Genomic DNA, 14,915 nt, shown 5'->3' on the forward strand with positions numbered 1-14,915 from the left:
TGTGCCCGGCGTGAAGGCCACACTTGGTGTGCCGTCTTCTTCATCCGACGCCGTGAACGTCGCCACCACGGTATCTACCGCCGCGTCGTTTTCATTGAACGCTGCCTCTGCCACCACATCGATGGTTGGGCCGTCATTTTGAGCGTTATAAGTTGGTGTATCGCTGTCAACCGCCGTCGCATTGTCGCTATCGGTCGCCGTTAGGCTCACCGCTGGCAGTGTCTCGCCTGCATTCACCGCGTCAACACCCGCTTGCGTCAGTACCACATCGGTGCCGCTGATCGCGTAGTAACCATCGGTGTTTGTGCCCGTCGTGAAGGCCACACTTGGTGTGCCGTCTTCTTCATCCGACGCCGTGAACGTCGCCACCACGGTATCTACCGCCGCATCGTTTTCATTGAACGCTGCCTCTGCCACCACATCGATGGTTGGGCCGTCATTGATTTCCTCCACACCAACATCAACAATAATAGTGTCTGTTCCGCCATTTCCATCGCTAACAACAACAGTGAAGCTATCATTGCCGTTGTAATTTTCGTTTGGTGTGTAAGTCCAATTACCGTCTTCATCGACAACAACGGTGCCGTTGGATGGATCAGTGCCTTTGGAGAAGTTTAATGAATCACCATCAGTGTCTGATGCTGATAGGCTACCGCTGACTGGGGTATCTTCGTCGGTAGTTGCAGAAACACTATCGATAAGTGGATTGCCATTGACGTCTGTGATAACTGGCGTGTCGTTGGTTGGGTTAACACCAACATTTACGGTGATCGTATCAGTACCGCCTTGGCCATCGGATACCATGGCAGAGAAACTATCATCACCATTGAAGTCATCGTTTGGAGTGTAAGTCCAGCTTCCGTCACTGTTTAAAACAACTGAACCGTTACCGGGAGATTGTGACAAGCTAAACGTAAGAGCGTCATTATCGTCGTCAGAAGCATTTAATCTACCGCTTACAGGGGTATCTTCATCCGTTGTGAAAGAGACAGTATCTCCGACAACAACATTGTTGGGATCTGTAAATATAGGGGCTGTATTTGACTGCGTTGAAGATTCCGAGATAGAGCGATAGGCATCAAGAAGGCTCAAGCTTTGAGTGCGAGAGATGCCCAACGCTTCCAAGCCTTCGGTTACGAACTCGGTATCAGGGATAGTTTCTTCACCATCTCGCTTAATGGTGCCACTGATGCCTGGACTTGAACCATTTTGACCGGCAGCCGTCGAGAATTCTTCACCTAATTCAGCGGGATCTTGTCCTTCTTCTAGAGCCTCAAAAATGTTCGCAATATCTTGATCAAGTTCAAGCTCACCGTCTTCTGGTGAGAAGCGCTTCACGGATACATCGGGGCCATTTGATTCATTTAGAGATTCAAGAACGACATCTCCCGCCTGAAGTGTTTCACCTTCTTCTAGGACTTTAATAGTGCCATCTATTGAAATAACGATGCGCTGGCCTAGTGCCAATGCACCGCCTAGATTCAATGTTGTAATGTCCATATTAACCCCTAAAAACCCATCTTTTGTTGTCAACGTCAAAATAGTGACATCTCTTTATAATATTAGTTAGAATATAACATCTAGAATCATATTGTTCATAGTTATGAATCTATTATTTAACAACCTTAGATACAAGGTAATGACAATGATCACAGCAAGTGACAATTCAGGTGATTAAAACATCAATATAAGTTATTGTGTTAACGAGAGATAATGAGAATATTAATATAAGATTTATGTACCTAAAAACAACATAAACCGCACATCGGTCAGTTAACAAGTTTTACAAACATACACGGTAGCTTCTAGAGCGAACGTTATTTTTTTGGCGGTTCACCTAAGTTTGATGTCTTTATACAGTAAAGCTCAGATTTTGGTGCCAGTCCATTTGGGGAGACGGGAATTGAATTGCACTCAAGCAACAACATTAGGATCAGCAATCGCATTAAGCTTGACTGCTAGTGCACAAACCTTAGAACAGGCCGTAGGATTTACTTTACAAAGTAACCCTGAGATCAAAAGTGCTTACAACGAATACATTAGTAAGCGTTACCTAAACGATGCTTCTGGTGGAGCCTACCGACCTAGTATCGATATAGACGGTGGCATAGGATACGAACACACAGACCTTGCCACAAATGCCGATACAACCGACCTGACTCGTAAAGAAGCAACGATCACACTAACCCAACTAATTTGGGACGGCGCTAACACATCGAATGATATCGACCGTACTGCAGCCGATGCTGAGTCTGTACGCTACCAGCTCCTATCTAACGCTCAAGACATCGCATTAGAAGTAACTAAAGTCTACCTCGACGCGGTGAAGGCCTATGAAGTACTGTCACTTTCTGAAAGCAATCTAGCAACACACAAAGAGATATACAGCGATATACGCAAACGCGTCGAATCTGGGATTGGCTCGACAGCAGATATGTCTCAAGTAGAAGCTCGAATTGCAAAAGCACATGGCAACCTACTCGCGGCTCAAAATAACCTGTTTGATACTCATACCCAATTCAAGCGACTTGTTGGTCAATCGCCACTAGGACTCACCTTCCCTCGTGCCGATGCGGGCGCTATTCCATACACAATCGATGGTGCACTGGCAAAAGCATTCAATCAACACCCAGTAATAAAGATAGCGCAAGCCGACGTTGACTCAGCAAAGTTTCAATATAAGCAATCGAAAAGCACCAACTACCCAACCGTGTCTTTTGAAGCCGCTCAAACCTGGCGCGATGATGCCGGTGGTACAGAAGGCGGTAGTGATGAGTTCTCTGCAATGGTTCGCTTAAGGTACAATCTTTATAACGGTGGTTCAGATCAAGACCGCGCTGAGAGTGCAGCCTACCAACTGAATAAAGCCAAAGATCTCCGCGAAAGCACTTATCGCAATGTCGAAGAAAGTTTGCGTCTTTCCTGGAGTGCGCTTGACCTCACCGTTCAACAAAAAGAGTTCCTATCTGATCACGTAGATTCGGCATCAGATACCGTTATCTCCTATGAAAAACAGTATCGCATCGGTAAACGTACCCTTCTCGATTTGCTCAACACCGAGAATGAACTGTTTGAAGCTCGTAAAGGCTATTTGGATGCCAAGTATGACGAGCAATATGCGAAATATCGCGTGATGAACGCAACTGGTAATCTACTTACCGGCTTGCGAGTTGAGATCCCTGAAGAATGGAATGAAAAGGTGAATTATTAATGAAGCTAACAAACACAGTTTTATCGCTTTGCTTCATTGTTGTATCTACCCATGCTTTAGGTAACAACAATGAGGATGAATTTGAATATCGTGCCCTTCCGCCTGTCACTCAGATTTACGATCTGCAAGATGACGACAACGATGGGGTAATCAATGCGCGTGATTTGTGTGCCGATACACAGATTGGTGCAGAAATAGATAACGACGGTTGTGGTTCATATTTCGAATCGTCGGAGAAGAAAGAGCTCCATATACTCTTCGCCAATAACTCTACAGAAATTAACCCAGCTTTCCTTAATCAGATACGCCAAATGGCTGCCTTTTTGATGCGTTACGGGAGCACTACTATTGAATTGCAAGGTTACGCTAGTAAGGTAGGTAATGCCGAACATAATCTTAAGTTGTCAAAAGAGCGTGCTGCCAACGTTAGACGTGCACTTATCAGCAACGGCATTCAACCTTCTAGAGTCAACACCATTGGTCATGGTGATGTTGAGTTCAGTCGCAACGACACCGAAATCAACCACGCACTTCACCGTAAAGTCGTTGCTTCTGTGGCCGGTTTTAAAGGAAATATCAAAGAAGAATGGCACATCTTTACTAAGATTAAAAAGTAACTATCGTCGGACCTAACTGCACTGAAACGTTATCTTAAGTTAACATTTCAGTGCGATGATAATTCCTTGAATAGCATGTACCTAAGCCGTCTATAATGTTAATCTTGCCACGTTATCAACATAGAGAATTAATTCATGAGCAAACTAACAGCTGATACTCAAGCAAATCTAGAACTTTTCGTTTCTGAAACTCAAGAAACTAAACTGGTATGGGGCCTTCGCAACGAAGAAGGTTGGCTAGCATGTGACTCAAGTGAATTCGAAAACAGTGAAGTGATGCCTTTCTGGTCTTCAAAAGAAGATGCTCAAACTCACAACGTTGAAGAGTGGGCTGACTTTGAAGTACTAGAAATCCCACTAGACATCTTTGTAGAAGATTGGCTACTAACTCTTGCTGAAGACGGCGTACTGGTAGGTGTTAACTGGAACGAATCTCTAGAAGGCAAAGAGCTTGAACCTTCTGACCTAGCGAAATTATACATCTAATTTCAAATATCGGCCGTACAAATAGTATGGCCGATATCTCTCTGATAAAACTGAATAAATTAGAGTTCTATTTCGCAATACCTCTTACAAATACCCATGAAATTTGAAGCAAGATCAAACTAACCATAGAATATCCTTCTTTATCCTAATTGATAGTTTCCTGTGGCTCGTTCGATTTTCCTCAGCTTTATATTCTTGGTTTACTTTCCAACTCACAGCCAACCAGTCACTCTAAGTCGCTCTTCAGACTCATCTATCACGTTGCCAAATGCGGCTGTTACCGACACTCCAAATGCTGATTGGAATGCACTCTATCTTACGACATTGAGTCACTCCCCTTCTCGTGCACTTACCATGCTTCAAACACGCTACATGAGTACAAACTCGTATGGAAAAAAGCTCTACCTTTTAGGTCTATTATATCAATACATGAGCGAGCGAGAACAACCATTTTATGGCATTGCATCTAACGACAGTGAGTATCAAGCCATAGAGCAAGCATTTGTTGCCGCGCTCGTTGAAGATAGATGAGCTCTATTCAGTGCTTGACCAAGCTCTATACCAGGCAAAAAGTAACGGCCGAAACTGCATCATTGATGCGTATAACGCCCCCATTGACCTGCCTGAGATTATTTATTCTCAGCCTGCTTACGAACCAGTTCAGCCATGATAGATTCGCGATCATCTAGGTAGTCGTTTAGGCCAACTTTTCTCAGTTCACATGCCGGGCAATCGCCACAGCCATCGCCGATGATGCCGTTGTAACAAGTCAGGGTTTTATTCCGCACAAGCTCAAGTGCTGAGTATTGATCGGCTAAAGCCCAAGTTTCAGCCTTGTTTAGCCACATTAGTGGCGTTTTAATATCCAGCTGCTTGTCCATACCTTGCACTAACGCAGAGTTCATCGCTTTTACAAAATCATTACGACAATCAGGGTAGCCAGAAAAGTCCGTTTCACATACACCAGTAATCACCGTTTCTGCGCCAATTTGATATGCGTAAATACCAGCAAGCGTTAAGAACAGAATGTTACGACCAGGAACAAACGAGTTCGGTAATCCGTTCTCTTGCAGTTCATGAGAAACAGGAATATCGTCACGAGTCAAAGAGCTGATAGCTAGCTCGTTTAAAAGAGTCACATCCATCACTTTATGCGCCTTCGCGCCTAACTCTTTAGCTAGTGATTCAGCGACTTCAATCTCGAGTTTATGACGCTGACCATAGTCAAACGTAATCGCATGAACTTCATCATACTCTTTCAGTGCTTGAACTAGACATGTGGTTGAGTCTTGACCACCACTAAATACTACAACTGCTTTTTTCATTTCCATTCCTACCTAAAACTGACGAGCTTTCTACAACGGGTAAGTACCCTGCAATGTTACAAACTATGCGATGCTCAAGTACTTATGAGTTTGAATTGATAAGCGCCAGTTGCGCTCAATGCAGGTATCAATACAAAGCTTCGTCGCACGATCTTTTTGGCTAATTGGTTGTAGAGCAATCACAGTATCGTCAGATACTTCTGCTCGTTCCAGTAAACCATCAAGTTGCTCGATGTCCTTACCTGTCCCTACTGGGTGCTTAATCTCGTTAGCACGCTGTAAAGCGCTGTCTAAGATTTCCAGTTTCGCTTTCATTGCCACCTTAGGTGACACCGTAACCCAAGTATCTGGTGTCGCTTTTACCTCAGATGTACCGCTTGTCTCAATTTGGCAGCGACAGCCGTGTTTCTCAAATGCTTCAGTAAGAGGGACAAGATCATAGATACATGGTTCACCACCTGTAATCACAATGTGTTTTGCAGTGTAACCTTGCTTGATGTATTCATTCACGATTCCTTGAGCATCAATAGAAGACCAAGTCGGTGAATCCTCTGTCTTAACCATGATATCACCAAGGCTAGTCTCGTCTTCTGGCAAAGCTTCCCATGTCTGTTTGGTATCACACCAAGAACAGCCTACGGGGCAAATCTGCAGACGAACAAAAACAGCAGGAACGCCGGTAAACACGCCCTCCCCCTGGATGGTTTCAAACATTTCGTTAATCTTGTACAACTTTCCCTCAGCTCAATCATTTGATGAAATTAATCAACCGCAGACCTTAAAGCACTTGCCTCTTTTGGTCAAACAAATGAGTACTGATAAATCACTTAATCAAAGCCCTAGCCTAGCGTTTCTAGTTCCCTTATCCTTTCGCCCATCAGATTTCGTTAGCTTTTTATTTTTAGTAAGGAACAACATGTACAAACTGATTGCTCTTGATATGGACGGTACGCTGCTCAACAGTGATAAAGTAATTTCTCAAGAGAACAAAGACGCAATAGCCAAGGCTCGTGCTGCCGGTGTGAAGGTCGTTCTGGCTTCTGGCCGCCCTTTAGAAGGCATGCAGAGCAAACTCGACGAGCTTTCAATTAACGGCGAGGATGACTTTGTACTCTTCTACAATGGCTCTATGGTTCAGAATGTATCGACAAAAGAGATCATTCATAGCGAGATCAGTAATGGTAAAGCGGCAAAAGAAATCGCAGCACTTGCCGAGCAGCTTGGTGGCTATGTCCATGCATTCAGCAAAGTTCATGGCTTAATTACACCAGAGAACAACGAATACACCGGCATTGAAGCTCGCATTAACGGCTTAGAGATCACCGAATTCGATTTTTCTCAGTTGGAGGACGACCACGAAATCATTAAAACCATGATTGTTGCTGAGCCAACGAAACTGACAGACATCATCAGTAAATTGCCACAAGAGCTTAAGAATCGTTTTACTATTGTGCAGAGCGCTCCTTTCTTCTTAGAGTTCCTCAATCCTAACTCAAACAAAGGTGTCGGTATTGAAGCTATTGCCAAACACTTAGGTATTACAGCCGAAGAAGTTATCTGTATGGGCGATGCTGAAAATGACCACCATATGCTCGAATACGCGGGCCTAGGAATTGCAATGGACAACGCGATGGAAGAAACCAAGAATATCGCTGATCATATCACTGCAAGCAACGACGACCATGGTGTAGCGGTCGCGATTGAAAAGTTTATCTTCAACTCATAACGATTAAATGCCAAATCATTGAGACTAAAAAGGCTGTGCAATGCACAGCCTTTTTGTAGTTAACAAGTATCGTTCGACTATTTTCTTGCCCAAGGCATACGAAATGCCACAACACCAAACAAAATCAAAATTGGGAAACGCAGCGTATCGACAATAAATGAAGCGATACCACTAAATGATACAAAGCTCCCAGCCCAGCTAATCAACAGATTTCCCGCTAACAACATCACCATAACACCAAGCACAATCTTAAATGAGAACTTGCCGGTTAAAGGTTTCGAGTCCGTTAACGTTACCAAGCATGCAATAGTCATTAAAATAGCGACCCAGAATGAGAACGTTGGCAATGGCCAGATAACCGTGAGTACGATTGATAGCAGGCATAAACCCCACCACACACCTTTGGAACTCAATAGCACACTAATATCAACATCGGGTTTACTATCAAGTCTCACTATATGCCAAGTCGTTAAGGCGCCTAACAAACCGCCCATCAAAACATCACTGAAAAACGCACTGCCTGTATAAGCTTTGAAAAGCATAATCCAAAATAGCCCAGCTAGCACTATCAGTATCGATTTCTGTTCGAAGATACGTTTTAACTTCCACAACACCAACAAAGTTAAACTCACCCATAGCGCTGCCAACAAACTTGGAAAACTATAACCACTGCTCATAACGAGCTTCAATGTTGGAAGATAAGCGTGCGGACGTGGGAAACCAAACCCTTGGTGCGCGATTAATGTTAGCAGTGTCACCGAAATCAAGGTGAAACCGAACTTCAACGCAAACTTGCGACCAAAATACCAAGCAATTAGCGGCAAAATCACAATGAAAGCCCACGGTTTTGCGAGTAGATCGGTCAATAGAACCGTATTAGAAAAGATACTAGGTAGGTTATCGAACATGTTTTGCAACGAGACAATCCAACCTAGTTCAACTTGATGAACTTTTGGCGCTGCCCCCACCAGCTCCGTCACATAAGTCACAGGCTGATTTGTCGCTAATAGAAACAGCTTATAAATCTCAGACCACTGTTCTGGGTAGCGGTATTGATTTGCTGGTAGCGCAGTAGGAGGAAGCAACATCGCCCTACTCACTTCCACTCCATAATGCGGAGCAAACCAAATAGGTAATTCAAAGCCACCTATCTCGTTTCGAGCTTGATAACTGATCACCTCAGAATCTGAGATACAATCATAAATAACAGCGCTGTCAGTGTAACCAAGTACATCACCAACCGTTACGGATAGCCCCGCTTCTTCCCAGGTTTCGCGCTGCGCTGCAATAGCAGGTGATTCACCGGCGACTACGGTGCCTCCTGGGAGAGACAATTGCCCCGTGATCAGCTCATCAACTAACACAATTTGATTATCAGCACGTACTACACACAAGGCGCCCGCAATATGATCAGGCAAGGTGTTGTTTGCCAAAGCGGGAGTAGTACTCAACAGAGAAATAATAAAAATCAATAGATATCGAATAGCCAACGAATTTACCTACAAATAATAGAAGAAATGGAGACTGCTATCGCAGTTGAACTATTGTAATGAAACACACACAAAATCGCTGTCTATGTTTTGTGCAAAGCCTTTCTCATCCATTGAATGTGAGGTGTGAACCCCATTTTTTGATAGAAGTCCTTGGCAGGTGAATTAAAGTCCCAAACCTCGACGAACACTTGCGCGACACCATAGTCTTCGAAAGTAGATTCGATACGCTCAAACAGCGACTGAGCCACATCCGCTTTTCGGTATTCCGGTAAAACAAAAAGCTCATCGACACTCCCCATCTGAACCGGCTTACTCACAGTAGAGATCAGCTCGCAGAAATGCCCTGAAATGAAGCCAACAATCAGCTCACCTTTTAACGCTACATACACCAAGCATTCAGGATCATCCAAGTATCTTGCGATACTCTTTTCCTGCTCGATCTCTTCTGCGGTTTTAAAGTGCTCAGGGCAGGCTATATGATGGTGGTGGTGAAGATCAAACATCAACTCATTAAGTTGTTCTAGATCGGTGTGCTTTGCGGCCCTTAGGGTGACATTCATGGCGAGTGCGGTTCTCAAACGAGTTAATAGCTAAATTGAGTCTAGTTTACTTGCCATTGATATCTACACAAGTGATTGAAATAACTCGTAGTCTAGAGCGGATGTTTTGGATACGAAAATGACCACATTATGGTGGTTAATTCAGGGTGTTGTAAACATATTGGCGCAGGAAGGTTGTACTTCCCCCTTCCTACACCCCTGAGCAATTTCAATTCCACCAACCTTAGACCATTGCACACGCACAACGTTAATCCCCAAAAAAAGTAAAAAAGATTTATTAATGAGGGTACATCTTCTCTTGGTTCTTGAGACAGCCGCAGAATCGCTTTATTTAGAAAAAGGTACACGAATGGCACCTTCCATGATCACTCGGGCGCTACGACTCATGATCGCCCTCTCTACCTTCCATCCATTTTCAGTCTGGATCGCTTTAGCACCAACCTTTAACGTTCCTGATGGATGACCAAAAATCACAAAGTCACGAGAGCCTCCTCCCGCCGCTAAATTCACTAAAGTCCCGGGGACACTTGCCGCTGAAGCGATCGCAACCGCAGCTGTGCCCATCATGGCATGATGCAATTGCCCCATAGACAAAGCCCGGACCAACAGATCGGTATCAGCGACAGCAACTGCCTTGCCACTTGAAGCTTGATACGTTTGAGGCTTCGCCACAAAGGCAACCTTTGGGGTGTGCTGGCGTGATTCCGCTTGTTCTAACGAATCAATAAGTCCCATCGCAACTGCGCCATGCGCTCGGATAGACTCAAACATTTCTAGAGCTTTTGGATCACTGTTGATATCTGATTGAAGCTCTATGCCTTTATATCCAACCGATTCTGCATTAATAAAAATAGTCGGTATTCCCGAATTAATGTATGTCGCCTTGATGCAACCTAGATCTGGAACATCTAAGAAATCGACCACATTTCCTGTAGGGAACATCGACCCAGTCCCATCTGTCGGGTCTAGAAAATCGACCTGAACTTCAGCGGCGGGGAAAGTCACACCGTCGAGCTCAAAATCTCCCAATTCTTGGACTTCACCATCCACGATGGGCACATGAACAATAATGGTTTTCTCTATGTTCGCTTGCCATACTCTCACTTCGACCAATCCGTTTTCCGGAATACGACTTGAATCGACCAAACCACGGTGTATAGCAAACGGACCAATTGCAGCAGACAAGTTACCGCAGTTACCGCTCCAATCGATAAACGGCTTATCAATGGCTACCTGCCCAAAGAGGTAATCAACATCGTGACCAGCTTTACCACTTTTCGACACGATAACGGTTTTACTGGTACTGGACGTCGCGCCTCCCATACCATCAGTTTGCTTACCATAAGGATCTGGGCTGCCAATCACACGCAGAAGAAACTCGTCTCTCGCTGGCCCCGCAACTTGTGCCACTTCTGGTAAGTCATTCAAGCAGAAGAAAACACCTTTGCTGGTGCCTCCACGCATATAAGTTGCCGGGACTTTTATCTGTTTAACGTTCATCACAGGATCCTATTGCGAGAGAAAGTCTTTGGCAAAGCGTTGCAATACGCCACCAGCGCTATACACACTCACTTCATCTGCCGTATCCAATCTACAAGTAACTGGTACATCTAGTTTTTCACCGCTTTTACGAGTAATGACCAACGCCAAATCTGACCCCGCCTGGATGTCGCCATACACATCGTACAATTCAGTACCATCGAGTTGTAAGGTGTTGCGGTCCGTCCCCTCTTTGAATTGCAGAGGTAAGACGCCCATACCCACTAAATTGGTTCTGTGGATTCGCTCAAAGCCCTCAGCGACGATCACTTCAACACCCGCTAATCGCACACCTTTAGCCGCCCAGTCGCGTGATGAACCTTGTCCATAGTCTGCGCCTGCAACAACGATCAAAGGTTGTTTACGGTTCATGTAGGTTTCTATCGCTTCCCACATTCGGGTAACTTGCCCATCGGGCTCAACTCGAGCTAGTGAACCTTGGACCACGGCACCTGACTCCTTGACCATTTCGTTGAACAGTTTCGGATTAGCAAAGGTGGCTCTTTGTGCCGTTAAATGATCACCTCGGTGAGTCGCGTAAGAGTTAAAGTCCTCTTCTGGAACGTCCATTTTGGCGAGATATTCACCTGCCGCACTTGGTGCAAGAATCGCATTTGATGGTGAAAGATGATCGGTGGTGATATTGTCACCTAAAATGGCTAGAGGTCTCATACCAGAAAGGCTTCGTTCACCTGCGAGCGCACCTTCCCAATAAGGCGGTCTACGAATATAAGTGCTCTTAGGTCGCCAATCGTAAAGCGGCTCACTGCTTAGCTGCTCATCATCGGGCTGGAACATTTTCACGTAAATTTGTTGGAACTGTTGAGGTTTAACATGCTCACCAACAACCGCATCGATCTCCGCATCACTTGGCCACAAGTCATTTAAATAGATAGGGTTGCCGTTGCTGTCTGTGCCGAGGCTGTCTTTCTCGATATCAAAGCGAATCGTACCAGCCAAGGCATAAGCAACCACTAATGGCGGTGACGCTAGAAAAGCTTGTTTAGCATAGGGATGAATTCGACCATCAAAGTTTCGATTTCCTGATAACACCGCTGTTGAATAGAGATCGCGGTCAATGATTTCTTGTTGAATTTGAGGATCCAGTGTCCCGCTCATGCCGTTACAAGTCGTACACGCATAGCCAACAATGCCGAAACCCAACTGTTCCAGTTCAGGGAGCAAACCTGCTGAATCTAGATAGAGCTTGGCGACTTTAGATCCTGGAGCAAATGACGTTTTCACCCATGGCTTGCGAACCAAACCAAGTTGATTGGCTTTTTTCGCTACTAGTCCCGCTGCTACCACGTTTCTTGGGTTACTGGTATTGGTGCAAGAGGTAATCGCGGCGATAATTACCGCGCCATCCGGCATTTGCTCTTCGCTATATTGTTCAGCGTGTTGCGTTTTCCAAGAAGATTGGCTGACACCTTGCTCGGCAAGCTCACTGGTTGGTAGGCGGCGATGAGGATTCGAAGGCCCTGCAAGGTTTCGCTCGACTTTCGACAAATCAAATTCGAGTACACGCTCATATTGAGCAGAATCGAGCTCATCCGCCCACAGTCCGGTTTGCTTAGCGTAAAGCTCGACTAACTCAACCTGTTCAGGAGCTCGACCTGTCAGCTTGAGGTATTGAATGGTCTGCTCATCGATGTAGAACATGCCCGCCGTCGCACCGTATTCAGGCGTCATGTTTGAGATAGTCGCTCGGTCACCAATGGTCAGTGCACGAGCGCCTTCACCGAAGAATTCTAAGTAACTTGAAACCACCCTTTCATTGCGAAGAAACTCGGTAATTGCGAGCACAATATCGGTTGCTGTAATGCCCTCTTGTCGCTGACCGGTCAGTTTAACGCCTACGATATCTGGCAAACGCATCATCGAAGGGCGACCGAGCATCACTGTCTCGGCTTCCAATCCACCGACACCAATCGCAATAACGCCCAGCGCATCAACATGAGGCGTATGGCTGTCGGTGCCAACACAGGTATCTGGGAACGCGATACCTTGTTTAGATTGAATGACCGGAGACATCTTTTCCAAGTTAATCTGGTGCATAATTCCATTGCCAGCAGGAATCACACTCACGTTTTTAAACGCCGTTTTACACCATTCAATAAAATGAAAACGATCTTCGTTGCGACGCTCTTCAATTGCGCGGTTTTTATCAAACGCTTCGCTATCAAACCCAGCATGCTCCACAGCTAAAGAGTGGTCCACAATCAGTTGAGTTTCGACCATTGGGTTTACTTTGGCTGGATCCCCACCTTGGTCAGCAATCGCATCTCTTAAGCCCGCCAAATCAACCAAAGCGGTTTGACCCAGAATGTCATGACACACGACACGCGCTGGATACCAAGGAAAGTCTAAGTCGCTCTTGCGCTCGATGATTTGTTTCAAGCTATCTTCAAGAGCAGCTGGATCACAACGTCTTACCAATTGCTCTGCCAATACTCTCGACGTATACGGCAAGGTTTTATAGCTGCCCGGAGATATCGCGTCTACCGCTTCACGGGCATCGAAATATTCTAAGCCAGTTCCCGGTAGAACCTTTCTGTATTGGCTATTTTCAACGCCTATATTTTGATCAAGGCTCTGGTTTTTCTCAATTTTCACATCAGACATACATACACCATTATCTAAGATTCTATTCATTGGCTCTCAAGGACAACTCGATATATAAATCGCCTTGAGACAAAAGGATTAACGTAAATGAATAGGTAGCCAGTCTTGATGCTCTGGCCCGGTGTAGTCTGCACTTGGACGAATGATGCGGTTGTTTTCTCTTTGCTCGAACACATGCGCCGTCCAACCGGTAAGGCGACTCATCACAAAGATAGGCGTAAATAGTTTGGTAGGAATACCCATGAAGTGATAGGCAGAAGCATGGAAGAAATCCGCATTACAGAACAGGCCTTTTTCACGCTTCATTACCGCTTCAACGCGCTCAGATACCGCGTAAAGCTGCTCGTCTCCCGCTTCTTGAGAAAGCTCTTTTGACCAGCGTTTGATTAGCGCGTTGCGTGGGTCACTGTCACGATAAATGGCATGACCGAAGCCCATGATTTTGTCTTTATTAGCAAGCATCTGCATGATATTGGCTTCTGCTTCATCGGCGGTTTTCCAATCTTGGATCATTTCCATTGCCGCTTCATTCGCGCCACCATGTAGAGGGCCTCTTAATGTGCCTATTGCTGCTGTTACACACGAATGAATATCTGATAGTGTTGATGCACAAACACGAGCTGCAAAGGTAGAAGCATTAAATTCATGCTCTGCGTAAAGCGTAAGCGAACAGTGCATGACCTTCTTGTGCAGCTCACTCGGCGCTTTGTCCGTTAGCATCTTCAAGAAATAGCCACCCAAACATGATTCGCTTTGGTCTTGTGTATCAATTCGCACACCACCGTAACTGAAGCGATACCAATAGCAGATAATGGCAGGGAAAAGTGCAAGCATACGTTCAGTTGCTGATAGCTGCTCAGAGAAGTCAGATTCTTGCTCTAAGTTACCCAACATTGAGCAGCCTGTTCTCATCACATCCATAGGGTGAGCATCTGCAGGGATAAGCTCTAAAGCGGCTTTCAACGGTTCAGGCAAGCCACGTAAACCAATCAACAATGTTTTGTAGTCGTCTAACTCTTTTTCACTAGGTAAATGACCTCTTAGTAGCAGGTGTGCTACTTCTTCAAATTGAGCATGATTCGCAAGGTCGGTTATGTCATAGCCACGGTAAGTTAAACCCGTTCCTGATTTGCCAACCGTACATAGCGCCGTCGACCCCGCGCTTTGCCCTCGTAGACCAGCGCCACCAATCGCTGGCGCTACACTTGCTTGTTGTTTTACTGCAGAACCATTATCGACAGTTGCTTGATCACTCAAAGATACAGACATGATGAACTCCTTTTCTGGGTTAGCCGCCCTGCACTCTCTGGTGCTGACTATTTATATTCAGTGA

Annotated in this window: 12 protein-coding genes and 1 pseudogene; 5 read left to right on the top strand and 8 right to left on the bottom strand. The window is 45.3% G+C overall.

The window, feature by feature from the left end; translation table 11 throughout:
• Positions 1 to 1,500: Ig-like domain-containing protein (locus A3712_RS16235; protein WP_157618790.1), on the bottom strand; the 1,500-nt coding region annotated here is incomplete at its 3' end.
• A gap of 403 nt (positions 1,501 to 1,903) precedes the next feature.
• On the opposite strand from A3712_RS16235, the gene A3712_RS16240 reads away from it, so the two are divergent.
• The 4 genes and pseudogenes from A3712_RS16240 to A3712_RS16255 form a co-directional block, all read left to right on the top strand.
• Positions 1,904 to 3,211, top strand: coding sequence for a TolC family outer membrane protein (locus A3712_RS16240; protein WP_063524272.1), 1,308 nt, complete (start codon positions 1,904 to 1,906; stop codon positions 3,209 to 3,211).
• On the top strand, positions 3,211 to 3,828 hold the full coding sequence (locus tag A3712_RS16245) for an OmpA family protein (protein ID WP_063524273.1): 618 nt from the start codon (positions 3,211 to 3,213) through the stop codon (positions 3,826 to 3,828). The genes A3712_RS16240 and A3712_RS16245 overlap by 1 nt, the downstream gene beginning before the upstream one ends.
• A 135-nt stretch (positions 3,829 to 3,963) precedes the next feature.
• Positions 3,964 to 4,314, top strand: coding sequence for a DUF2750 domain-containing protein (locus A3712_RS16250; RefSeq protein WP_004738289.1), 351 nt, complete (start codon positions 3,964 to 3,966; stop codon positions 4,312 to 4,314).
• Between the two features lie 255 nt (positions 4,315 to 4,569).
• A pseudogene (locus A3712_RS16255) lies at positions 4,570 to 4,839 on the top strand (GGDEF domain-containing protein); the annotation flags it as partial.
• A 104-nt stretch (positions 4,840 to 4,943) separates the two neighbouring features.
• On the opposite strand, the gene queC reads toward A3712_RS16255, so the two are convergent.
• Together queC and queE are read right to left on the bottom strand one after the other, a co-directional pair.
• Positions 4,944 to 5,639, bottom strand: a complete 696-nt coding sequence (gene queC / locus A3712_RS16260; protein ID WP_063524275.1) for a 7-cyano-7-deazaguanine synthase QueC — start codon at positions 5,637 to 5,639, stop codon at positions 4,944 to 4,946.
• 63 nt (positions 5,640 to 5,702) lie between these two features.
• On the bottom strand, positions 5,703 to 6,371 hold the full coding sequence (gene queE, locus A3712_RS16265; protein ID WP_331710902.1) for a 7-carboxy-7-deazaguanine synthase QueE: 669 nt from the start codon (positions 6,369 to 6,371) through the stop codon (positions 5,703 to 5,705).
• Between the two features lie 184 nt (positions 6,372 to 6,555).
• Here queE and A3712_RS16270 point away from each other — a divergent pair, with 184 nt between their 5' ends.
• Entirely contained in the window at positions 6,556 to 7,365 is an 810-nt protein-coding gene (locus tag A3712_RS16270; RefSeq protein WP_063524309.1) for a Cof-type HAD-IIB family hydrolase, read from the top strand.
• 77 nt (positions 7,366 to 7,442) lie between these two features.
• Here A3712_RS16270 and A3712_RS16275 read toward each other — a convergent pair whose 3' ends face one another.
• The 5 genes from A3712_RS16275 to prpC form a co-directional block, all read right to left on the bottom strand.
• Complete coding sequence (locus A3712_RS16275; RefSeq protein ID WP_063524277.1) at positions 7,443 to 8,855, bottom strand: bifunctional NUDIX hydrolase/phosphatase PAP2 family protein; 1,413 nt, start codon at positions 8,853 to 8,855, stop codon at positions 7,443 to 7,445.
• 83 nt (positions 8,856 to 8,938) lie between these two features.
• Complete coding sequence (locus A3712_RS16280; RefSeq protein WP_063524278.1) at positions 8,939 to 9,418, bottom strand: GNAT family N-acetyltransferase; 480 nt, start codon at positions 9,416 to 9,418, stop codon at positions 8,939 to 8,941.
• 327 nt (positions 9,419 to 9,745) lie between these two features.
• Complete coding sequence (prpF, locus tag A3712_RS16285) at positions 9,746 to 10,918, bottom strand: 2-methylaconitate cis-trans isomerase PrpF (RefSeq protein WP_063524279.1); 1,173 nt, start codon at positions 10,916 to 10,918, stop codon at positions 9,746 to 9,748.
• A gap of 9 nt (positions 10,919 to 10,927) precedes the next feature.
• Complete coding sequence (gene acnD / locus A3712_RS16290; protein WP_063524280.1) at positions 10,928 to 13,582, bottom strand: Fe/S-dependent 2-methylisocitrate dehydratase AcnD; 2,655 nt, start codon at positions 13,580 to 13,582, stop codon at positions 10,928 to 10,930.
• 78 nt (positions 13,583 to 13,660) lie between these two features.
• Positions 13,661 to 14,851, bottom strand: a complete 1,191-nt coding sequence (gene prpC / locus A3712_RS16295; protein ID WP_063524281.1) for a bifunctional 2-methylcitrate synthase/citrate synthase — start codon at positions 14,849 to 14,851, stop codon at positions 13,661 to 13,663.
• Positions 14,852 to 14,915: the final 64 nt, after the last annotated feature.

The sequence above is a fragment of the Vibrio sp. HI00D65 genome (assembly GCF_001635455.1).
In the GTDB taxonomy this organism is placed as follows: Bacteria; Pseudomonadota; Gammaproteobacteria; order Enterobacterales; family Vibrionaceae; genus Vibrio.